The sequence below is a fragment of the Ensifer sp. 38_S197 genome (assembly GCF_056924495.1).
The window spans coordinates 784,832-805,576 of record NZ_JBXOVZ010000001.1 but is presented as its reverse complement, the minus strand read 5'-3'; the positions used below and the strand labels follow the sequence as shown (position 1 = coordinate 805,576).

Sequence of the window (20,745 nt, the reverse complement as noted above, 5' to 3'; positions counted from 1 at the left end):
AGTTAAACGTTTTTATCGTGCATATAAACGTTTAACTAAGCGCATAGCTCGTGCCGTTGGCCTCTGCTAAGCGCTGGCCGGCAGGGAGGGCCCGTTGGCAGCGATCCGCATCGAAAATTTGCGCAAAGGCTTCGGTTCGCTCGAAGTCCTGAAAGGTATCAACCTCGATATCGCCGATGGCGAGTTCGTCTGCTTCCTCGGCCCGTCGGGCTGCGGCAAGAGCACGCTGCTTCGCTCGATCGCCGGGCTCGAGGATCTGGATGGCGGCTCTATCCACCTCGGCGAGCGCGACATCACCGAGGTAGCGTCGGCCAAACGCGACATTGCCATGGTCTTCCAGAACTACGCGCTCTATCCGCATATGAACGTGCGCAAAAACCTGTCTTTCGGTTTGGCGCTGAACGGTATGAAGCGCGACGAGATCGATCGCCGCGTCGAGAATGCCGCCGACATCCTGCGCATCAAGGAACTGCTCGCCCGCAAGCCGCGCCAGCTATCCGGCGGCCAGCGCCAGCGCGTGGCGATCGGTCGTGCGATCGTGCGCGAACCAAAACTCTTCCTGCTCGACGAGCCGCTCTCGAACCTGGATGCGGGTCTCCGCGTCACCATGCGCGTCGAGCTTGCGGCCCTGCACGAGCGCCTAGGCGTCACGATGATCTACGTCACCCACGATCAGGTCGAGGCGATGACGCTCTCCGACCGTGTCGTGGTGCTCGACAAGGGTAAGGTTAGCCAGTTCGGCACCCCGCTCGAACTTTTCTACCAGCCGGCCAACCTGTTCGTTGCCGGCTTCATCGGTTCGCCGCGCATGAATTTCGTGACGACAGAAGTAACAGGGCAGGTCGACACATCCGTAACGCTTGCCGGCGGTGGTCTCGCCCATCCGCTGACGCTCGAGATGCTTAACGCCACGCCGATTGCCGGGGCAAAGTCGGTGACGCTCGGGATTCGTCCGGACAAGATCGAGCTGGTTTCGGCTGAGGCGGGGCATCTCGTCGGCGACGTGCGCTTGGTCGAGCGGCTCGGCACCGAAAGCCATGTTCACATCAGCCTGCAAAACGGCGGCGACATGACCGCCGTCGTGCGCGGGACACACCCGGTTTCGGCGCGAGAGCGCGTGCATCTGCGCCTGCCGGCCGAGCACTGCCATCTGTTCGACGGCGATGGTCGGGCGGTCGCGCGGCGGCTCGATGTCGAGACGCAGGCGCTCATCAATCAGGAAAAGGCAAAGCGGGTCGCGTAACCCGAATGAGGAGGAGAAGCATGCTCAACAGGAAGTCGTTCATCGGCTCGCTGATGGTTCTGGCGATGGCCGGAGCCGCCACGGCCCGCGCGGAAGAAGTGCTGCGCTTTGCGACCTGGGACACGGACGAAAGCCTGGCGATCCAGCAGGCGATCGCCAAGAAGTTCGAGGAGAAGCACCCAGGTGTAAAGGTTCAGGTCGAGCCCTATGCGGATGGCTACGATCAGAAGCTGATCGCCGCCTTCGGCGCCGGCAACCCGCCGGATGTGATGTATATGTGGAACTTCCCGCAATACTACACGTCGCTGAAGCCGCTGGACGATCTGATCGCCAAGGACGCGGCCGAGATCAAGCCGGACGATTTCCCGAAGGGCCTGATGAACACCGTGCGTGTCGAGGGCAAGACCTACGGCATGCCGTCGGGCTTCACCACGCAGGTCGTCTTCTACAACAAGGACATGTTCGCCAAGGCTGGTGTCGAGGAGCCGAAGGACGGTTGGACCTGGGACGACCTGCGCGCCAAGGCCGCCAAGTTCCGCGACGAGCCGAACAAGGTCTATGGCTTCGCCGTCGACGCCAAGCCCGACCCTTATGACTTCGAGCAGTTCCTCTGGTCGAACGGCACCAAGTACATCTCCGACGATGGCAAAAAGATCGATGGCTACATGAACAGCGATGCGGCCGCCCAGGTGCTCGACATGTTCGCCGACATGGCCAAGAAGCAGGAGGCGATCACGCTGAACCTCGGCGACGACACATCAGGCAGCACGCTCTTCAAGGGCGGCAAGATCGCCATGTTCCAGAGCGCCATGTGGTCGAAGTCCGGCATCGATCAGTCGGGCATCAAGTATGGCGTGGCACCACTGCCGAAGTTCGGCGACAAGACGGCCCATTCGGCGCTCGGCGTTTCGGCGATCTCGATCGCCAAGGATGCCGCCCATCCGGACCTCGCCTGGGAGTTCGTCAAGTTCTTCTCTTCGCCCGAAGCCGTCGCCATGCGCGTCAATGACCTGCCGGTGCGCACCAGCGTCGCCGAAGAGAAGGGCATGACCAAGGACCCGATCTACAAGCCTTTCTTCGACATTCTCGCCACCTCGAACACCGAGACCCACGCGTTCCTGAAGAACGCAAACTGGGGCAAGGTCCAGGACAATCTCGCCCGCGCCATCGAGGCGACGATGATCGACCAGGGCAATGCCAAGCAGCATCTCGACGATGCGGTCAACCGCTCCAAGCGTCTGATCAAGTAAGCGAAGGGAGTACGGGGAGATGGATATGACCTATGCCGGTGCAGAGCCAAAGGTGGCAAGGCGCAAGCGCTCCGCCATCGCGCGCTATGCGGCGCCCTACCTGTTCATCTCCCCGTGGATCCTTGGGTTCCTGTTCTTCACGCTCGGCCCGCTCGTCTTCTCGCTGACGATGAGTTTCTACGACTGGCCCGTTGTCGGCGAGCGCAGCTTCGTCGGCCTCGACAACTACCGCTCCATGCTCTTCGAGGACCCGCAGTTTTGGGAGAGCCTCTGGATCACGGTGAAGTTTGCGGCAATCTACGTGCCGTTCAACATCGTCATGTCGTTCCTGCTGGCGCTGATGCTGCACCATATCACCTTCGCCAGCGGCTTCTTCCGCACCGCCTTCTACCTGCCGAGCGTCATTTCCGGCGTAGCCCTCGTGACGATCTGGAGCTGGATCTACAGCAAGGAATACGGCCTCCTGAACTTCATGCTGTCTTTCGTCGGCATCGAGGGGCCGAACTGGCTCGGCGATCCGAACCTGGCGATCGTCGCGATCATCATCGCCAGCCTCTGGGGGCTTGGCGGCACGATGCTGATCCTCTTGACCGGCCTCAAGGCGATCCCGAAGGAACTCTATGAGGCGGCGACGGTTTCCGGGGTTCCCGGCTGGGCGCAGATGCTGTTCATCACGCTCCCGATGCTCGGGCCGATGCTGCTCTTCACCTTCATCACCTCGATCATCTCCGCCTTCCAGCAACTGACGATCGCGCTGCTTCTGACCAAGGGCGGGCCGCTCGGTTCCACCTATTTCTTCGCCATGTATATCTACGACAACGCCTTCAAATATTTCGACATGGGCTACGCCGCAGCCGGCTCCTGGGTGATGTTCATCATCGTCCTTCTGCTCAGCCTTGGCGTCATGCGCTGGTCGGCCGCCTGGGTCTATTACGAAGGCGAAGTCCGCCAGAACGATGGAGAGCACAATGCGTAAGACGCTGCTCTATTCCGCGCTCATTCTGCTCTCTGCGCTGTTCATTGCGCCATTCTACTGGACCTTCATGACGGCGATCAAAAGCGCCGCCGAACTCTACCAGTTTCCGCCGGTCTTCTGGCCGTCGGAATGGCACTGGGAAAACTTTGCCGCCGCCTGGAACAAACAGCCCTTCGGCACCTATCTCACCAACTCGGTGATCGTCGTGGTGCTGTCGACGATCGGCCAGCTCATCTCCTCGTCGCTCGTCGCCTATGGCTTTGCCCGCTTCCGTTTCCCCGGCCGTGATCCGCTGTTCATCCTGCTGCTCGCCACCATGATGATCCCATGGGACGTGAAGATGATTCCGCTCTACATGGAGTTCAACCTGCTCGGCTGGATCAACACGCTGAAGCCGCTGATTGTGCCGGCCTATTTCGCCGACGCCTTCTTCGTCTTCCTTCTCAGGCAATACATCATGACCGTGCCGATGGAGATCGACGAGGCCGCGCGCATGGACGGCGCCAATGCCTTCGACATCTACTGGCGCATCCATCTGCCGCTGATGATGCCGGCGCTGGTGCTGGTCGGCACCTTCCATTTCATGAACGCCTGGAACGACTATCTCGGCCCGTTGATCTTCCTGAACGACCAATCGAAGTACACGTTGACGCTCGGCCTCTCGATGTTCAAGGGCCTGCACGAGGTAGATGTGACATCAATCGCCGCGATCACCGTCATCCTCTGCCTGCCGCCGCTGGCACTCTTCTTCGTCGCCCAGCGCTACATCATGGATGGCGCGGTCGGCTCGTCGGTGAAGGGATAACGGCATGCTGTTCGATATTAACCACGTCCCCTTCAGTCGCAGGGGCCGGTTCCTGACGCTCTCGACGATGCGGGTACCGGGCCGCGATGGCGAGCGGGCGCTTTATCTGCGCCACGTTGCCGGTGGCGACGAGCGGCCCTCGCTTGGTCGCCTCTGCCGCGTCGAGTTTCTCGATGCGGAAGGCAAGACCGTGACGCCCGAGCTGATGCTTTCCCCGGAGCGGCTCGACGCCCGCATCGGCGAGGGTATGGTCCGCTTCGTCATCGGCGAAGGAGAAAGGCTGCACATATCCGGCAAGCAGGCCGGCGTCCGCTTCCATCTGGAGGGGTCACGCTACGACTATGTTTACCGCACGCCACAAAGTGAGGATTGCCTCGTCGCCGCGGTCGAGAACGTCAAGTTCATCCCACGGGCGATCGCTGGGGAATTGAAAGTCACCGGCGCCTGGCAGCGCGACCATTCCGATGACGTGTCCTTTTCCTTTTCGGCGCCCGACCTCTTCGAGGGCAATGTGGACTTCTTCCGCACCGTGCCGCCTGTCGATCGACCCGGCCGTTTCGCAGAGGCCCTGTCCGGCGCTGCGGCCGAATTTGCTGAATGGCACGCCCGCGTTCCAAAGGGCGTCCGCGGCCAGGACGAGGCGCATCGGCTGGCGAGCTATTTGCTCTGGGCGAACGGCGTGCCCGCGGGCGGTGCACTGACGCGGCCGGCGATCTATATGTCCAAGAACCACATGATCAATATCTGGAGCTGGGACAACGCCTTCTCGGCCCTTGGTGTCGCCGCCTTCGAACAGGACCTCGCCTTCGACCAGTTCGCGGCGATCTTCGACCATCAGGACGACTCCGGCCTGCTGCCGGACTATATCAACGACCGCGACGTGCTCTTCGCGTTCACCAAACCGCCGGTGCATGGCTGGGCGGTGTCGCTAATCGCGGCAGCCGATCCGTCCTTCCTGACGGCTGAGCGCAAGTGTTATCTGCGTGATGCCATTGGCCGCCAGGTCGATTACTGGCTGACCTATGGGCGCAAGGATGCGGAGAGCCTGCCGTCCTATTTTCATGGCAACGATAGCGGCTGGGACAACGCGACCTTCTTTGCCGAAGGCGGCCCGGTGATCTCGCCGGACCTGCCGGTTTTCCTGATCCTTGCCTGCGAGACGCTGGCGGACCTGCTGGAGGACGACGCGGAACGCCAGGCGACGTGGCGGCAAAAGGCTGACCACCTGCAGGCGTTGCTGTTCGAGCGCCTGTGGACCGGCGAAACTTTTGGCGCGCGCTTGGCACAGAATCCGGAGCGAGCGCTGCCGGGCGACAATCTCATCCAGTTCATGCCGCTGCTCTTGGGCGCGCGACTGACACCCGACATGCGCGAAAAGCTCGTGGCTCGTCTCGTCACCGGCGGCTTCATTACCGACTGGGGACCGGCGACCGAAAGCCCGCAGAGTTCCTTCTACGAGGACGACGGCTATTGGCGCGGGCCGATCTGGGCGCCGACAACGCTTCTTCTTTGGGATGGTCTGCGCCGGCAAGGGAAGATTGAGCTTGCGCGTGAGGTCGCGGAAAAGTTCTGTTCACTTGCAAGCAAAAGCGGTATGGCCGAAAACTTCGATGCGCGCTCGGGGAGGGGCCTTCGCGATCGGGCATTCGCCTGGACATCCGCAGTCTATCTCGTGCTGGCGGCATCGCTCAGCGCCAACTAACCGTGACGAGTCGAGACGCCATGCAGAGACCGACGATCAAGACCATCGCGCAGGAGACGGGGCTTTCCATCGCCACCGTTTCCAAGGCCCTGAAGCATTCGCCTCAGGTTCGCCCGGAAACGCGCGCGATCGTGATCGAGGCGGCGACACGCGTCGGCTACGAGCTCAACATGCATGGCGTGCAGCTGCGCACCGGCAAGACCTATCAGGTCGCCGCGATCATGACTGCGCCGGGCCCGAAGCAGAACGAATGGGAAGGCGTCGAGTACGCCCAGCTCTTAAGCGGCATTTCCTGGGCGCTGGAAGAAAGCCCCTATCGCGTCTCGCTCTATGCCGTCCGGAATTTCGAAGAGAGCCAGGCGGTCATCAAGCAGATCGTGTCGTTGAAGAAGGCGGACGGCATCATCATCTCGGGCACGCGCGCAGACGATCCGCGCATCCGCACCATGCAGGCGGCGGACTTCCCCTTCGTCACCTACGGCACCAGCATCCACAACGCGCCGCATGCCTATGTCGATGCCGACAACGAGCAGATGATCCGGGTGTCGATGGCGCGGCTGATCGAGCGCGGCCATCGCCGCATCGCGTTGCTCAACCCGCTCTCGGACTTAAGCTACGGTATCACGCGGCTGGAAGCCTACAAACACGGCCTTGAGACGGCGGGGCTTCCCTATGATCCGGCGCTCGTTGCCCATGGCCGGCTGACGCCAGCCTTCGGCCGCGAGAACGTGCTGACGATGTCGGAACTCAGCGATGCGCCGACCGCCTATATCTGCGCCAACGAAGCTTCGGCGCTCGGTGCCTTCTCGGGCTTCCATGAGCGCGGACTGGTGCATGGGCGTGACGCCGTCATCAATGCCACCGACGATCTCAACGTCAGCCAGTATTTCGCGCCGCCGATCACCACCTACTACCTGCCGATCAGCGAACCGAGCAGCCTGCTCGGCGCCTATATTCTGAGGCGCATGGAAGGCGAACCGCCGGAGGCGCTGCAAACGCTCCTGATGCCCAATCTGATCGAGCGCTGCGACGATCGCTTGAACCCCAACCGTTGATGGAACCGTGGTCCCGAAGGGCCGCTCACTCATGCTTCAGGATATAAACGTTTATATCCGAGCGCCAGACAAACCCCAGGCCGGACCCAACCGGCCGAGAGAATGACGAAGGACCGGACCCGTGCACATGCCCCTGACGAGATCGAACCGCTTCAACGCCAAAGAGCAGCAGACCGACATGCTGGAACTCGGCGTCTGCTACTATCCGGAGCAGTGGCCGCGCGAGAACTGGGAAGAGGATGCGCGCCGCATGGTCGAGCTCGGCCTTGCTTGGGTGCGCATCGGTGAATTCGCCTGGGCGAAGATCGAGCCGCGGCCGGGCGAGTTCCATTGGGCTTGGATGGATGACGCCATCAACGTGCTCGGCAATGCCGGCCTCAAGGTGATCTTGGGAACGCCGACCGCCGCGCCACCGAAGTGGCTGATCGATCGCTATCCCGACATTCTGCCCGTCGACGCCAAGGGTGTGGTGCGAAAGTTCGGCGCTCGTCGTCACTATTGCTTTTCCAGTCGCCGCTATCGCGTCGAGGCGGCACGCATCTGCGAAGCCATGGCCGAGCGCTACGGACAGAATGCCTTCGTGCACGCCTGGCAGACCGACAACGAATATGGCGACCATGACACGATCTACAGCTATTCCGACGAGGCGCTACGCGCGTTCCGTGAGTGGCTGGCTGAGCGCTACGGCACCGTCGAGGAACTGAACCGCGCCTGGGGCACGGCTTTCTGGGCGATGAACTATCTGAGCTTCTACGAGGTCGATCTTCCGAACAACCTGGTGGAGGAGCCGAGCCCGACCCATATCGTCGATTACATCCGCTTCTCCTCCGATCAGGTGAAAAGCTTCAACAAGGCGCAGGTGGACATTATCCGCAAGCATTCGCCGGGCCGTCCGGTGACGCACAACTTCATGTCGCAGAATACCGACTTCGACCATTACAAGGTCGGCGAGGATATCGATATCGCGTCCTGGGACGTCTATCCGATGGGCGGGTTGTTGAACGGCCGTCTCTCGTCGGAAGACAAGGGCCGCTACCTCCGCGTCGGCGATCCGGACCAGCCGGCTTTCAACCACGATCTCTACCGCGCCGTCGGCAATGGCCGCGTCTGGGTGATGGAGCAGCAACCGGGTCCGGTGAACTGGGCTTCGCACAACCAGTCGCCGGCGGACGGCATGGTGCGGCTGTGGACCTGGCTCGCCTATGCCCATGGCGTCGACATGGTCTCTTATTTCCGCTGGCGCCAGGTGCCGTTTGCGCAAGAACAATTCCATGCCGGACTGCTCTTGCCGAACAGCGAGGCGGATCAGGGCTATCTCGAAGTTGCGCAGGTTGCCGAGGAGATGAAGCGGCTTCCCAAGGGCGAACGCCGCCAGAAGGCCAAGGTCGCGATCCTGCTCGACTACAATTCGCGCTGGGCGACACGCGCGCTGCCGCAGGGCCGTACTTATTTGGCATCGGCGATCGCACTCGACTGGTACTCGACGGTTTCCCGTCTCGGCGTCGATGTCGATTTCATCGGCCAGCATTCGGACCTCGAAGGCTACCAGCTCGTGCTCGCGCCCGACCTTGTCATCCCCGATCAGGCTTTCGTTCAGAAGCTTGCCGCGTCAGGCGCCAAGGTTCTGTTCGGACCGCGCAGCGGCAGCAAGACCGAGGACATGCATATTCCGGAGGGCTTGCCGCCGGGCCCGCTCGCCTCTCTGATCGACCTCAGCGTGTCCCGGGTCGAATCCCTGCCGGAGTTTCACGGCGAGAGCGTGCTCTACGGCAATGAGACCTATCCGGCCGGCGTCTGGCGCGAGACGGTCCGGACCAGCGAGACCGTGCTTGCGACCTTCGAAGGCGACTACCGCACCGGTGCTCCGGCGCTCGTCGGCAACGACAAGGCGCGCTATCTGGCAACCGGCGCCCGCGGCGAACTGCTGAAGAAGGTGATCGGCGACGCGCTGGGCTGGGCCTCGGTCGAGGCACTGGCGGATTTGGGCGATCTGCGCATCACCCGCCGCGGCAAGCTCACCTTCGCCTTCAACTACGGCAAGACAGCCGTCGAGGTACCGGCGCCTGCCAACGCGACCTTCCATGTCGGCGGCCGCAAGCTCGGCCCCGTCGATGTCGCGATCTGGTCGGAGTAGTCGGGGAGCGGGAACGCGCCCGTTTCCAACGACAACGCTTTCACACCGCGCATCGGTCCAGCTGCGCGTTGTGACCGCGCGTGCACGGGAAGGGAGCATTCATTCCGAACAAGGCAGCTCCGCGGCCCGAAATGTCTAAAAAGCGAGCTGACTGCACCTGAATAGCCGAAGGTGAGAAGTGCATCTCCCGCAAGCCCTTGAAAATATGGCTACAGGAGATTGGCACAGGCTTTGCATTCCTGTCTTGTATGCAAGGTAGAATCGCACCGACCGCCCATAATCCGATCGAGACGTCCATCGTCTCCGGCATTCTCTCGGGCCGCATAGAACCCGGAACGCGGCTCAGCGAGAACCAATTGGCCGCTCTCTTCGGCGTGTCGCGGACCCGGGTGCGCGAAGCGATGATGCGCCTCGAGACACGCTGCATCGTGCATGTCAGCCCACGTAGAGGCTGGTTCGTCGCGCAGCCATCTGCCGAAGAGGCGATGATGGTCTATGATGCCCGGCGCGTCATAGAAGCGGGGCTGCTGCGCAGTATGCGGCCGCTGACCAAGAGCGGTCGCGAACGGTTGCATGCCCATCTTGCCGAAGAAAGGGCGGCAATCGAAGCCGGCGACCGCCAGCGCCTCACCTGCCTGATGGGCGACTTCCATATTCGGGTGGCCGAATTGGCGGATAACGCCATCCTCATCGAGATACTCCGCGATCTCACGGCCAGAACCATCCTGATTTCGATGCTTTATCAGTCGGATTTCCACGCCCTGCAATCCCACCTCGGACACTGTCGCATCGTCGAAGCGATGGAGCAGGGGGATTTTTTGAGAGCGGCCGCGCTCTCTGTCGAACACCTGGACGAGGTGGAAACTGGACTGGACCTGACGAAGCATCCCGATCCGCTGGCCGACCTTCGGCGATCCCTCTCGCTTCCTCCCAAGATCGTGACTGCGCCGACCAGGGCGTCACGCAGCAAAACACCGCGAACTCAAGAAGGAGAATGACTCAATGCTCGCAAGACGACTGTTCATCGCCATGGCGGCGATGGCCGCGACCATCGGCTTCGGCTCGGTTTCCTATGCCGACGCGCTTGGCGACATCACGTCGCGCGGCGCGCTTCGCGTTGCCGTTCCTCAGGATTTCCCGCCGTTTGGCAGTGTCGGCACGGATATGGCGCCGATGGGCTATGACGTCGACATGGCCAATCTGATCGCAGACAAGCTCGGCGTGAAGGTCGAACTCGTGCCGGTTACCAGCGCGAACCGGATTCCTTATCTGCAGACCAACAAGGTCGATCTGGTCATTTCGAGCCTCGGCAAAAATCCAGATCGGGAGAAGGTCATCGATTTCTCCGCCGCCTATGCGCCCTTCTTCAATGGCGTGTTCGCGCCCGCGGAACTCGCAGTCACCAAGCCGGAGGAACTTACCGGCAAGGTCGTAGGCGTCACCCGCGGCGCGGTCGAAGACCTGGAGCTGACCAAGGTCGCGCCGGCAGATACGGTCATCAAGCGCTATGAAGACAACAACGGCACGATCTCCGCCTTCCTGTCCGGGCAGGTCGAGGCTGTTGCGACCGGCAACGTGGTGGCGGCTGCCATTCTCGCCAAGAACCCGCCAAAGCGGCCTGAGCTGAAGTTCCTGATCAAGAATTCGCCCTGCTACATCGGGCTTGGCAAGGCGCAACCCGCCCTTCTTGAAAAGGTCAATGCCATCATCGCGGCGGCCAAGGCGGACGGCTCGCTGAACGCCATTGCGCAAAAGTGGCTCGGCACGGACCTGCCGACCGATCTCTGATCAACCCAGCCTCGCCGCCTCGCCGCCAGAGCATCCTGCTTTCAGGTAGAAACACTGAAAGCGGATAAGATGCTCTAGGCAGGACGGCGCCGGCGGATACTCGTCAAACCAGGGGTACGCCTTGAATTACCAGTTCGAATTTGGCTGGCTGCTCGAATATTATCCTCAGATCATCAAAGGGATAGGCATCACCGTTCAACTGATCGCGGTTGGTGCCGTCGCCGGCATCTCGCTTGGAATCTGCTGCGCCTGGGCGAGGGCACTGGGCCCTGCCTGGCTCAAGCCGATGGTCGCAGCCTATGTCGAGCTGATCCGCAACACGCCATTCCTGATCCAGCTTTTTTTCATCTTCTTCGGCCTCCCGTCCTTGGGATTGCAGCTTAGCGAATTGCAAGCCGCCAATATCGCGATGATCGTCAATCTCGGGGCCTATAGCTGCGAGATTATCCGCGCCGGCATCCAGGCGACGCCAAGGGGGCAGTTCGAGGCGGGCGCCAGTCTCGCCATGACGCGCTTCGAGACATTTCGACACGTCGTGCTGGTTCCATCGCTCCAGCGCATCTGGCCGGCCCTGTCATCGCAAGTCGTCATCGTCATGCTCGGTTCCGCCGTCGTGTCGCAGATCGCCGCCGAAGATCTCACCTTCGCCGCCAACTTCATTCAATCCAGGACTTTCCGAGCCTTCGAGGCCTACATCGTATCCACGATCATCTACCTCGTCCTGGCGATCCTGCTTCGCCAGGCGCTGGCGATCGTCGGCGGGTTCATTTTCCCACGGAGGACCGCGCGATGATCGAGTTCACCATTTGGGATATCTTGCGCAACCTTCTGCTCGCGACGCGCTGGACCGTCGTCCTCTCGCTTGTCTCGTTCCTGGGCGGCGGTATCGTCGGGCTTGGCTTGCTCTTCCTGCGCATCAGCAAACGCAAATCGCTGCGATCACTCGCCCGCTATTATATCGAGCTGTTTCAGGGGACGCCGCTGCTGATGCAACTCTTCATCGCTTTTTTCGGGCTGGGCCTGTTCGGTGTCGATGTGCCGGCCTGGCTTGCCGCCGGATTGGCATTGATCTTCTGGACCGCCGCCTTTCTCGGAGAGATCTGGCGTGGGTGTGTCGAAGCGGTGGCCAAGGGGCAATGGGAGGCCTCCGCCAGCCTTGGCATGGGCTGGCTACAGCAGATGCGTTACGTCATCCTGCCGCAGGCGATGAAAGTTGCGGTCCCGCCAACCGTCGGGTTTTCCGTACAGGTCATCAAAGGCACGGCGCTGACCTCGATCATCGGCTTTGTCGAACTGTCGAAGGCCGGCACCGTCGTCACCAACGTCACCTTCCAGCCCTTTACCGTCTATGGCCTCGTTGCCCTTATCTATTTCGCGCTCTGCTGGCCCCTGTCGAAGAGCAGCCAGATCCTCGAAAGGAAGCTCAATGTCGCTCATCGGAATCACTGAAGTCCGCAAGAGTTATGGCGCGAACGAAGTCTTGAAGGGGATCAGTCTTGACGTTGCGCCAGGCGAAGTCATCGCCATCATCGGCAAGAGCGGCTCTGGCAAATCGACGCTGCTTCGTTGCATCAATGGCCTCGAGACGATCAACAAAGGCTCGATCTCTGTCGCGGGTGCGCAGCTCCTCGACGATGAGGTGCATCTGAAGGCATTGCGATTGAAGGTCGGAATGATCTTTCAACAGTTCAATCTCTTTCCTCATCTGACGGTCGGCGGCAATGTCATGCTGTCGCAGACGGTCGTGAAAAGGACGCCGAAGCCGGAAGCGGAGACGATCGCTCGCAAGATGCTGGAGCGCGTCGGTCTTGCCCACAAGTTCGACGCTTACCCCGACGAGCTTTCAGGCGGGCAGCAGCAGCGCGTGGCGATCGCGCGTGCGCTTGCGATGCAGCCGATCGCGCTGCTCTGCGACGAGATCACCTCGGCGCTTGACCCGGAGCTGGTGGCCGAAGTGCTTGCGGTCGTGCGCGAGCTTGCCGCAGAAGGCATGACGCTGCTGATGGTGACGCATGAGATGAAATTCGCACGCGACGTCTGCTCCCGAGTCGTGTTCATGCATCAAGGCCGTGTCCACGAAGTAGGGCGGCCGGACGAGGTTTTCGTCCGGCCGCAGACACCGGAACTGAAGCAGTTTCTCGGCCTCCATTAAGAGGCAGAGCCCGGCGCGGCGAGCGCGATCGGCTCCGCACCAGCCGGGTCTTACGTCGTTGCGCTGGAGCGCTAGACGCGCTCCAGCGCAACCGCGATGCCCTGGCCAACGCCGATGCACATGGTTGAGAGCGAGTAGCGACCGCCGGTTTCCTGCAGTTCGAGCGCGGCGGTGCCGGTGATGCGGGCGCCGGACATACCGAGCGGATGGCCGAGCGCGATGGCGCCGCCATTGCGGTTGACGCGCGCATCATCGTCGGCAATCCTGAGATCGCGCAGCACGGCAAGCCCCTGCGAGGCGAAGGCTTCGTTGAGTTCGATGACGTCGAACTGCGTCTGCGTGAGACCGAGGCGCGCCATCAGCTTCTTCGACGCCGGCGCCGGCCCCATGCCCATGATGCGTGGCGGCACGCCGGCGGTGGCCCCGCCGAGGATGCGGGCAATCGGTCGTAGGCCATACCTCTTCGCCGCCGCTTCCGAGGCAATAATCAGGGCGGTTGCGCCATCGTTGACGCCGGAGGCGTTGCCGGCGGTCACCGTGCCGCCTTCTTGTCTGAAGGGCGTGCCGAGCTTGGCGAGCGCTTCCATCGTGGTTGCGCGCGGGTGTTCGTCGCGATCGACGACGACGGGCTCGCCCTTCCGCTGCGGGATCGTCACGGCAACGATCTCCTTCGCCAGTCGTTCATTCGCCTGTGCCGCCGCCGCCTTCGCCTGGCTGCGAACGGCGAAGGCGTCCTGGTCCTGGCGGCTGACGTGAAAATCCTCCGCGACGTTCTCGCCGGTCTCCGGCATGGAATCGACGCCGTACTGCTTCTTCATGAGGGGATTGATGAAGCGCCAGCCGATGGTGGTGTCGTAGATCTCGGCGTTGCGCGAGAAGGCGGTGTCGGCCTTTGGCAACACGAAGGGCGCGCGCGACATGCTCTCGACCCCACCTGCGATCATCAGTTCCGCTTCGCCCGATTTGATGGCACGTGCCGCGGTGATCACCGCATCCATGCCGGAGCCGCAGAGCCGGTTGATCGTCGTGCCCGACACGCCGACCGGCAGACCGGCCAGCAGCAGCGACATGCGCGCGACGTTGCGATTGTCCTCGCCCGCCTGGTTGGCGCAGCCGAAGATGACGTCATCGACCGCGTCCCAGTCGACATTAGCGTTTCGCTCCATCAGGGCGCGAAGCGGGATCGCACCGAGATCGTCGGCCCGTACCGAGGAAAGCGAACCGCCGAAGCGGCCAATCGGGGTGCGCACGTAGTCGCAGATGAATGCCTCGGCCATTAGGCTGCCTCCTTGTCGCCCTGATGCGCCTTCTTGGTGCGGGCATTGATGTCGCGAAGGGTCGCAAGTTCCAGTTCCGTCGGCGCAGGCGTCTCGATCACCTGGTCGGCAAATTTGATCGCCCAGCCGCAATTTTCGACGATCTGCTCGCGCGTCACGCCAGGGTGCACCGAAACGACGGTCAGCTCCTTGGTCTCAGGATCCGGCTCCAGAATGCAGAGATCGGTGATGACCCGGGTCGGCCCCTTCGTCTTCATGCCGAGCCGTTCGCGATGATTGCCGCCTTCACCGTGGCCCATGGAGGTGATGAAGGGCAGCTTCTCGACGAAGCCGCGCTTCGACAGCGCCATGGTGATGAAGATGCGGCCGCAATTGGAGGCGATCTCCGGGGCGCCGCCGCCGCCGGGAAGTCGCACTTTCGGGTGATCGTAGGGGCCGACGACCGTGGTGTTGAGATTGGCGAATTTGTCGATCTGGGCGCCGCCGAGGAAGCCCGTGGTGATGCGTCCGCCCTGCAGCCAGTAGCGGAACATCTCGGGCACCGAGACCGTGAAAAGCGCTGTATCGCACAGTTCGCCGTCGCCGATCGAAAGCGGCAGCACGTCGGGCTTGGTTCCGACCGTGCCGCTTTCATAGATCAGCGTGATATCCGGCGCGTGCGTCAGCCGCGCGACATTGCAGGCAGCCGATGGGGCACCGATGCCGACGAAGCAGACGTCGTCGTTGGAAAGCGCCCGGGCGGCGGCGATCGTCATCATTTCGGTGGGGGTGAAGTCGCTCATCCTATCCTCCCTTTAGGCCGCCTTCGCCGGTTTGTTGCCGGCATGCCTGGCGAAATCTTCCGGCTTGGCGTTCAAAACATTTTCCTTGATCCAGGCGGTGAAGCTGTCGCGGTCGCGGGCGATCTCGTCCCAGCCGATGTAGAAGGCGTTGGAGCGCGGATAATAGCCGTGCGCATAGGACGGGAAGGCGCCGCCCGGAACGTGGGCAACAGCCGTGATTGCCCAGCTCGGCAGAACAAGCGAATTGGGCGACGGCGGGTTGAGTTCGTCGACGATCTCCTCGACCGTGACGATCGAGCGCCTGGCGGCGAGCACCGCCTCCTTCTGCACGCCGACGATGCCTTCGATCAGCACGTTGCCCTTCTTGTCGGCGCGTTGGGCGTGGATGATCGTGACATCCGGGCGGATCGCCGGCACGGCGGCCAGTACTTCGCCGGTGAAGGGGCAGATGACCGACTTGATGTTGAGGTTCACCTTCGGCAGGTCGGCGCCAATATAACCGCGCAGCGTCGCAAAGGGCAGGTTGGCGGCACCCGCCTCATAGGCATTGGCCATCGCCGCATGGGAGTGCTCCTCGATTTCGAGCGGTCGCGGCCACTGGTTTTCGACGGCATCGCGGAACCGATGCAGCGAGCCGACGCCGGGATTGCCGCCCCAGGAAAACTTCATGCCCCGCGCCGCACCCACGCCGATCAACTGGTCGTAGAGAATATCGGGCGTCATGCGCACGAGAAAGAGGTCCTTGCGGCCCTGGCGGATCACCTCATGGCCCGCGGCATAGGGGATCAGATGGGTGAAACCTTCCATGGCGACGGTGTCGCCATCCCTGACATTGTCGCCGACGGCCTCGGCGAGCGAAACGATCTTCGCCATGTTTCCTCTCTCTGCTGCTTTTCTGTTTGCGGCCCCGGCACCTCTTCGGTGGCGAGGCGGCTCGCTCTTCCGCATGCCAATAAGCGCCGATCAGAAAGCGCGGTCAAATATTTTGTGCGTTATTTGACTTTTGTTCGTATATCGCACAAAATCGTTGTCGTGATTTGGGAGGCGACAATGCGAGAAACCGATTTCGTCAGCGGCTTTGCCAGAGGGCTGGCGGTGATCGAAGCCTTTGATGAAACGCGGCCGAAACTGTCGATCGCCGAGGCGTCGAAGATCACCGGCCTCGACCGGGCGACGGTGCGTCGTTCGCTGCTGACCCTCTCCGAACTCGGCTACGCCGACTATGATGGCAAGTTTTTCGCGCTTACGCCGAAGATACTAAGGCTCGGCCATGCCTATCTTTCGGCAACGCCGCTGCCGACCATCATCCAGCCCTATCTCGACCAGCTTTCGGACCGCGCCGGGCAGAGCGCCTCGGCCTCGGTACTGGATGGCACCGAAATCGTCTACATCGCCCGGGCCTCGCAGAAGCGGGTGATGTCGATCAACCTGACGACGGGTTCGCGACTGCCTGCCTATTGCGCCTCCATGGGGCGGGTGTGGCTCGCGGCTTTGCCGGAGCAAGAGGCGCGCGAGATCCTTTCGCGCTCGAGCCTCAAGGCAAACACGCCCTATACGAAAACTGATCCGGAGGAATTGATCGCCGAGTTCCGCCGCGTGCGCGAGCAAGGCTACGCGCTTATCGATCAGGAACTGGAACTCGGTCTCTGTTCCATTGCCGTGCCGCTTGAAAATGATCGCGGCCGGATCGTTGCGGCGCTGAATATCGGCGCACCGGCCGTGCATGTGGCCGCGGCGGAGATGGTGGAGCGTTATCTGCCGCTGCTCAAGGAAACGCAGGCCGCCCTGCGTGTGGTCCTGCGATAGCAACTTTACGCGCCTGTGCTTGACGTTCCACGGCTGCGCCCTTCTTACTCTCACTTGGCGAGGGAACCAGGGGTGGGGAGCAGAGATTCATGACCGACGACACGCATCCGCCGGAAACCAAACTCACGTCGACGAAGCGGCGCTGGGCCGCGGACGGCAAATTCCTGACCAGACGAATCGCCCGGCCGGAAGACGAACGCCTGCCGCCCGGTCAGCACCTGGTCAAGGATTGGCCGGTGCTCGATCTCGGCCAGCAGCCGATCGTTCGGACGGAAAGCTGGCGGCTCGAAATCACCGGCCTTGTCGAGCACCCCGTGTCGCTCGCCTGGGCCGACTTCAAGGCGTTGCCACAGAGCGATAGGCTCTCGGACATACACTGCGTCACCACCTGGTCGCGCTATGACAACCGCTGGCAGGGTGTCGCGACCCGTGATCTGCTGGATCATGTCATGCCGAAGCCCGAAGCAAGTCATGTCATGCTCACGAGCTATGACGGCTACACGACCAACCTGCCGCTCGAAGACTTCGCCGCCGAGGATGCGATCCTGGCGACGGACTGGGAGGGGCAGCCGATCACCCGCACCCATGGCGGACCGATGCGGCTCATCGTTCCACATCTCTACTTGTGGAAGAGCGCCAAGTGGCTGACACGCATCGATTTTCGCGCCAGCGACATCGCCGGCTTCTGGGAGAAGAACGGCTATCATATGCGCGGAGACCCGTGGCGCGAGGAGCGCTATTCCGACGACTGATATCTTCGCCGCCTCTCAAGGCTTTACCGGATCCATCAGCGACTACAGGCCCGCGGACTGGTAGCGGCAGAAGAGATCGATGCCGTCTGAATGGACGCTCCATCCTTCCGACCTTTCCGCAATGCTCGTGTAATCCGCTCCCCCCAAAGTTCGGCAACAACGTTTTCAAACAAGGGCGGTTGTCGATGCGATTGGTCGTCTTGCCAATGTGGATGATGCTGTTCGGCGCGGGTGCGGGCCATGCCGACGACAAAGGACTGTGGATTGCGGACGATCCGCAACGCACCACACAGCATCTGTACGATCCCTGTCGTGATGGTCGGCTAAGTGACGGAAGGCCGCGCACTTGCGCCGAGATCAGGCACATATACGGCTGCACGAGGTGGGGCGACTGGTCCGAGCCGGACCTCCGCCTGGGTGCATGTTCTGATGGGCGCATCAGCGATGGTCGTCCGCGCACATGCCGCGAACTGCTGGATTGGATGGAGCGTCATTGATGGTTTCAGAGCGTAGCCGCGCCCATTCGAAGCTCGGGGACTTACTAAAACATGTTGTTCGATACCTGTCCTGGCCTCTGGTGTTCCTCTGCGGACTGTTGGGTTCGTATTTTGCCTTTTCAAGCGCCCATCCGATGGCCGCCTTCGCGGCGGTCTATGCCGCCGCGGTCTTCGTTCTGTTCCTGCTCGAACGATACATCCCCTACGAGAGGCGCTGGTTGATGTCGGATGGCGAAGCGGTAAACGACATCGGGCACACGCTGGCGACCAAGGGATTGCTGCAACTGGCCGGGTTGATCGCTGCCGTCTTCCCCATGTACGCCGCCAACATCCTGCAGCCCCTTGCTGCGTTGAAGTTCGGACTGTGGTCCTCGGATTGGCCGATGGTGGTTCAGGTGGCGCTCGCGGTGGTGATTGCGGAACTCGGCCTCTACTGGGCCCATCGCATCGCCCATGAAAAACTGTTCTTCTGGCGGTTCCACGCCCTGCATCACAGTGTCGTCCGGCTCTGGGTCATCAACACCGGCCGCTTCCATGTTGCCGATTCGCTCTTCAAGGTCGCGATGAGCCAGATTCCGCTCTATTTCCTCGGTGCACAGCTCCACGTTTTCTGGTGGCTTGGGGCCGTTACGGCCTTCATGGGTATCCTCACCCATTGCAATGTCGACATGCGCACCGGCGCCTTCGATTTCGTCTTCAGCACGCCGCGCCTTCACCGCTGGCATCATTCGAAAGACCTTCGTGAAGGCAACATGAACTACGGCGAGAACGTCGTGATCTGGGATCTGATCTTCGCCACCTATTATAATCCCGATCGTCCATCCTCCACCGACATCGGCATCAAGGGGCAGATCGCACGGGGATTTCTGAAGCAACTGGTCCAGCCCTTCACCAAGGAAGGCGTTCGCCAGATTCTCGGCCGCCCAAGTCGAGGCTCGTGATCGCATGGATGCCGTACCCAGCCGTTCGGCCGGGTACGGCATTGGACGGCTAGGAGGCAAAGGCCGGCTTGCGTGCGCCGATCCTCAATACGTAGTAGATCGCCCCACCGATCGCGACACCGAAGAACCAGCCATAGGTTCCCCACCAGGCCGGAAGGACATTCGTGAATGTCGGCAGGATCGACGAAAACAGCGCGCCGATCGCAAAGGCGATAAAGGCATTGCTGTGCCATCCGTTCTGGAAGCGGAATTCGCCATCCTCATGGTAGAGCGCTTCGACGTTGAGCTGGGCTCTGCGGATCAGATAGTAGTCGACCATCATCACCCCGAAGATCGGCCCCATTGTCGAACCGATGAAGTTGACGAAATGCGCTGCGCCCGTTTCCCACGGCGCGAAGGGATAAAGGATGAGGGCGATCAGGGCCGCAATATAGCCGCCGCGCTTGAAGGTGATCTGCCGCGGAAAGACGTTGGCGAAGTCGAAGGCGGGTGACACGAAGTTTGCCACGACGTTGATGCCGAGCGTCGCCACCGCAAAGGTGAGCGCCGCAAGCAGCGCCAGGAACCAGCTATCGAACTTCGCCGAAATCTGGTCCGGATGCAGCAGCACCTCGCCATAGACGGCGAAAGCCGCTGTCGTCGTCACGCCGGCAACCAGGCAGAAGGCCAGAAGGTTGATCGGCAAGCCCCATAGATTGCCCTTGCGCAGCGTACTTACGTCCGTCGCATAGCGCGAGAAGTCGCAGAAATTCAGATAGAGAGCGGCGAAATAGGTGATCCAGGTGGCAGCGACCGCCGCAAGCGCCGGGAAGGTGCCGGGCTCCCAGGGTACACCCGCATCCTTGGTTTTTTCGATGAGCACATCGCGCGGGATTTCCGAGCCGAAGGAGAAGGTACCGGATTTGACGATCAGATAGACGGCGAGGATCAGCATCATGATCCAGACCGCGGGGCCGGCCCAGTCCTGGAATTTTCGAACGGTCTCCATGCCGCGCTGGATGATCAGCAATTGCAGCGACCAGACGATGACATAGCAGATGACCTCGAGCGTCGAGTGGCCGAGCATGTGGCTGTTCTGGTGAAACGCTAGCATGCTTTCGTTGCGGACGAGAAGCGCGACGATCGCGCCTGAGGCGGCGGCCGTCTGCGCGCCATACCAGAAGCAGGCGACGACCGCGCGTACGAGTGCCGGAACGTTGGCCCCGAACGTACCGAAGGAGGCGCGGGCGAGCACGGGGAAGGGCACGCCGGTGCGCACGCCCGCATTGCCGACGAGGCTCATCAGGAAGAAGATTGCCAGCGACCCGATGCCGATCGCGATGACGAAGTTTATGAAACTGCCGCAGAGCAGGAACAGGCTCGCTGCGAGATAATAGCCCCACAGGCTATGCACGTCGGATGTCCACACATTGAAGATGCTGAAAGCGCCCCACCGGCGCTCCTCGGCCGGTGCCAGATCCTCGTTATACAACGAGGGCGACGGATCGCGTACTGCCATGTCTTCCTCCGTATATCCTCCGGGTCCCCCTCGGACCCGAGCATTGATTCTGCTCCTGTTTTGAGTCGTTGCAAAAGTCTTTTTAGG

19 protein-coding genes are annotated in these 20,745 nt (G+C 61.8%); 15 read left to right on the top strand and 4 right to left on the bottom strand.

All coding sequences use genetic code 11. The annotated features are described in order from the left end of the window. Positions 1 to 94 precede the first annotated feature (94 nt). From AC1Z3V_RS03650 to AC1Z3V_RS03595, 12 genes are all read left to right on the top strand, one after another. Entirely contained in the window at positions 95 to 1,243 is a 1,149-nt protein-coding gene (locus tag AC1Z3V_RS03650; RefSeq protein ID WP_483497276.1) for an ABC transporter ATP-binding protein, read from the top strand. A gap of 20 nt (positions 1,244 to 1,263) precedes the next feature. Further along, the gene (locus tag AC1Z3V_RS03645) at positions 1,264 to 2,493 is read left to right on the top strand and encodes an ABC transporter substrate-binding protein (protein ID WP_483497274.1); all 1,230 of its coding nucleotides are present in this window, start codon (positions 1,264 to 1,266) and stop codon (positions 2,491 to 2,493) included. A 19-nt stretch (positions 2,494 to 2,512) separates the two neighbouring features. Continuing rightward, a complete protein-coding gene (locus AC1Z3V_RS03640; RefSeq protein WP_483497273.1) occupies positions 2,513 to 3,469 on the top strand; it encodes a carbohydrate ABC transporter permease in 957 nt (318 codons plus the stop codon). Then, entirely contained in the window at positions 3,462 to 4,274 is an 813-nt protein-coding gene (locus tag AC1Z3V_RS03635; RefSeq protein WP_429818464.1) for a carbohydrate ABC transporter permease, read from the top strand. The genes AC1Z3V_RS03640 and AC1Z3V_RS03635 overlap by 8 nt, the downstream gene beginning before the upstream one ends. A gap of 4 nt (positions 4,275 to 4,278) precedes the next feature. After that, positions 4,279 to 5,976: an amylo-alpha-1,6-glucosidase gene (locus AC1Z3V_RS03630; RefSeq protein WP_483497272.1), complete on the top strand. Its 1,698-nt coding sequence runs from the start codon at positions 4,279 to 4,281 to the stop codon at positions 5,974 to 5,976. Positions 5,977 to 5,996: 20 nt separating this feature from the next. Further along, entirely contained in the window at positions 5,997 to 7,031 is a 1,035-nt protein-coding gene (locus AC1Z3V_RS03625; protein WP_483497271.1) for a LacI family DNA-binding transcriptional regulator, read from the top strand. 121 nt (positions 7,032 to 7,152) lie between these two features. Continuing rightward, positions 7,153 to 9,165, top strand: coding sequence for a beta-galactosidase (locus tag AC1Z3V_RS03620; RefSeq protein ID WP_483497270.1), 2,013 nt, complete (start codon positions 7,153 to 7,155; stop codon positions 9,163 to 9,165). Between the two features lie 248 nt (positions 9,166 to 9,413). Next, positions 9,414 to 10,163, top strand: a complete 750-nt coding sequence (locus AC1Z3V_RS03615; RefSeq protein ID WP_483499533.1) for a GntR family transcriptional regulator — start codon at positions 9,414 to 9,416, stop codon at positions 10,161 to 10,163. Positions 10,164 to 10,167: 4 nt separating this feature from the next. Continuing rightward, a complete protein-coding gene (locus AC1Z3V_RS03610; RefSeq protein WP_483497268.1) occupies positions 10,168 to 10,953 on the top strand; it encodes a transporter substrate-binding domain-containing protein in 786 nt (261 codons plus the stop codon). A 121-nt stretch (positions 10,954 to 11,074) separates the two neighbouring features. Then, complete coding sequence (locus tag AC1Z3V_RS03605; protein WP_483497267.1) at positions 11,075 to 11,746, top strand: amino acid ABC transporter permease; 672 nt, start codon at positions 11,075 to 11,077, stop codon at positions 11,744 to 11,746. After that, complete coding sequence (locus AC1Z3V_RS03600; protein WP_483497266.1) at positions 11,743 to 12,402, top strand: amino acid ABC transporter permease; 660 nt, start codon at positions 11,743 to 11,745, stop codon at positions 12,400 to 12,402. The genes AC1Z3V_RS03605 and AC1Z3V_RS03600 overlap by 4 nt, the downstream gene beginning before the upstream one ends. Then, complete coding sequence (locus AC1Z3V_RS03595) at positions 12,380 to 13,105, top strand: amino acid ABC transporter ATP-binding protein (RefSeq protein WP_483497265.1); 726 nt, start codon at positions 12,380 to 12,382, stop codon at positions 13,103 to 13,105. The genes AC1Z3V_RS03600 and AC1Z3V_RS03595 overlap by 23 nt, the downstream gene beginning before the upstream one ends. A 71-nt stretch (positions 13,106 to 13,176) precedes the next feature. Here the strand turns inward: AC1Z3V_RS03595 and pcaF are convergent, their stop codons facing one another. The 3 genes from pcaF to AC1Z3V_RS03580 are packed head-to-tail and all read right to left on the bottom strand — an operon-like array spanning position 13,177 to position 16,037. Next, positions 13,177 to 14,382: a 3-oxoadipyl-CoA thiolase gene (gene pcaF, locus AC1Z3V_RS03590; protein ID WP_483497264.1), complete on the bottom strand. Its 1,206-nt coding sequence runs from the start codon at positions 14,380 to 14,382 to the stop codon at positions 13,177 to 13,179. Further along, a complete protein-coding gene (locus tag AC1Z3V_RS03585; RefSeq protein WP_483497262.1) occupies positions 14,382 to 15,164 on the bottom strand; it encodes a CoA-transferase subunit beta in 783 nt (260 codons plus the stop codon). Before AC1Z3V_RS03585 ends, pcaF begins: the two co-directional genes overlap by 1 nt. A 12-nt stretch (positions 15,165 to 15,176) precedes the next feature. Further along, a complete protein-coding gene (locus AC1Z3V_RS03580) occupies positions 15,177 to 16,037 on the bottom strand; it encodes a CoA transferase subunit A (protein WP_483497261.1) in 861 nt (286 codons plus the stop codon). Between the two features lie 177 nt (positions 16,038 to 16,214). On the opposite strand from AC1Z3V_RS03580, the gene AC1Z3V_RS03575 reads away from it, so the two are divergent. From AC1Z3V_RS03575 to olsE, 3 genes are all read left to right on the top strand, one after another. Then, positions 16,215 to 16,970, top strand: coding sequence for an IclR family transcriptional regulator (locus AC1Z3V_RS03575; protein WP_429818478.1), 756 nt, complete (start codon positions 16,215 to 16,217; stop codon positions 16,968 to 16,970). Between the two features lie 89 nt (positions 16,971 to 17,059). Further along, positions 17,060 to 17,722: a sulfite oxidase-like oxidoreductase gene (locus tag AC1Z3V_RS03570; RefSeq protein WP_483497260.1), complete on the top strand. Its 663-nt coding sequence runs from the start codon at positions 17,060 to 17,062 to the stop codon at positions 17,720 to 17,722. A 496-nt stretch (positions 17,723 to 18,218) separates the two neighbouring features. After that, a complete protein-coding gene (gene olsE / locus AC1Z3V_RS03565; RefSeq protein WP_483497258.1) occupies positions 18,219 to 19,160 on the top strand; it encodes an ornithine lipid hydroxylase OlsE in 942 nt (313 codons plus the stop codon). Positions 19,161 to 19,209: 49 nt separating this feature from the next. Here the strand turns inward: olsE and AC1Z3V_RS03560 are convergent, their stop codons facing one another. Next, a complete protein-coding gene (locus AC1Z3V_RS03560; protein ID WP_429818484.1) occupies positions 19,210 to 20,658 on the bottom strand; it encodes an NCS1 family nucleobase:cation symporter-1 in 1,449 nt (482 codons plus the stop codon). Positions 20,659 to 20,745: the final 87 nt, after the last annotated feature.

What these genes read in the sequence shown, in the direction of transcription:
- AC1Z3V_RS03645 (WP_483497274.1), top strand. Translation starts at nt 1,264, where the DNA reads ATGCTCAACAGGAAGTCGTTCATCGGCTCGCTGATGGTTCTGGCGATG.
- AC1Z3V_RS03640 (WP_483497273.1), top strand. Translation starts at nt 2,513, where the DNA reads ATGGATATGACCTATGCCGGTGCAGAGCCAAAGGTGGCAAGGCGCAAG.
- AC1Z3V_RS03635 (WP_429818464.1), top strand. Translation starts at nt 3,462, where the DNA reads ATGCGTAAGACGCTGCTCTATTCCGCGCTCATTCTGCTCTCTGCGCTG.
- AC1Z3V_RS03630 (WP_483497272.1), top strand. Translation starts at nt 4,279, where the DNA reads ATGCTGTTCGATATTAACCACGTCCCCTTCAGTCGCAGGGGCCGGTTC.
- AC1Z3V_RS03625 (WP_483497271.1), top strand. Translation starts at nt 5,997, where the DNA reads ATGCAGAGACCGACGATCAAGACCATCGCGCAGGAGACGGGGCTTTCC.
- AC1Z3V_RS03615 (WP_483499533.1), top strand. Translation starts at nt 9,414, where the DNA reads ATGCAAGGTAGAATCGCACCGACCGCCCATAATCCGATCGAGACGTCC.
- AC1Z3V_RS03610 (WP_483497268.1), top strand. Translation starts at nt 10,168, where the DNA reads ATGCTCGCAAGACGACTGTTCATCGCCATGGCGGCGATGGCCGCGACC.
- AC1Z3V_RS03600 (WP_483497266.1), top strand. Translation starts at nt 11,743, where the DNA reads ATGATCGAGTTCACCATTTGGGATATCTTGCGCAACCTTCTGCTCGCG.
- AC1Z3V_RS03595 (WP_483497265.1), top strand. Translation starts at nt 12,380, where the DNA reads ATGTCGCTCATCGGAATCACTGAAGTCCGCAAGAGTTATGGCGCGAAC.
- pcaF (WP_483497264.1), bottom strand. Translation starts at nt 14,382, where the DNA reads ATGGCCGAGGCATTCATCTGCGACTACGTGCGCACCCCGATTGGCCGC.
- AC1Z3V_RS03585 (WP_483497262.1), bottom strand. Translation starts at nt 15,164, where the DNA reads ATGAGCGACTTCACCCCCACCGAAATGATGACGATCGCCGCCGCCCGG.
- AC1Z3V_RS03580 (WP_483497261.1), bottom strand. Translation starts at nt 16,037, where the DNA reads ATGGCGAAGATCGTTTCGCTCGCCGAGGCCGTCGGCGACAATGTCAGG.
- AC1Z3V_RS03575 (WP_429818478.1), top strand. Translation starts at nt 16,215, where the DNA reads ATGCGAGAAACCGATTTCGTCAGCGGCTTTGCCAGAGGGCTGGCGGTG.
- AC1Z3V_RS03570 (WP_483497260.1), top strand. Translation starts at nt 17,060, where the DNA reads ATGACCGACGACACGCATCCGCCGGAAACCAAACTCACGTCGACGAAG.
- olsE (WP_483497258.1), top strand. Translation starts at nt 18,219, where the DNA reads ATGGTTTCAGAGCGTAGCCGCGCCCATTCGAAGCTCGGGGACTTACTA.
- AC1Z3V_RS03560 (WP_429818484.1), bottom strand. Translation starts at nt 20,658, where the DNA reads ATGGCAGTACGCGATCCGTCGCCCTCGTTGTATAACGAGGATCTGGCA.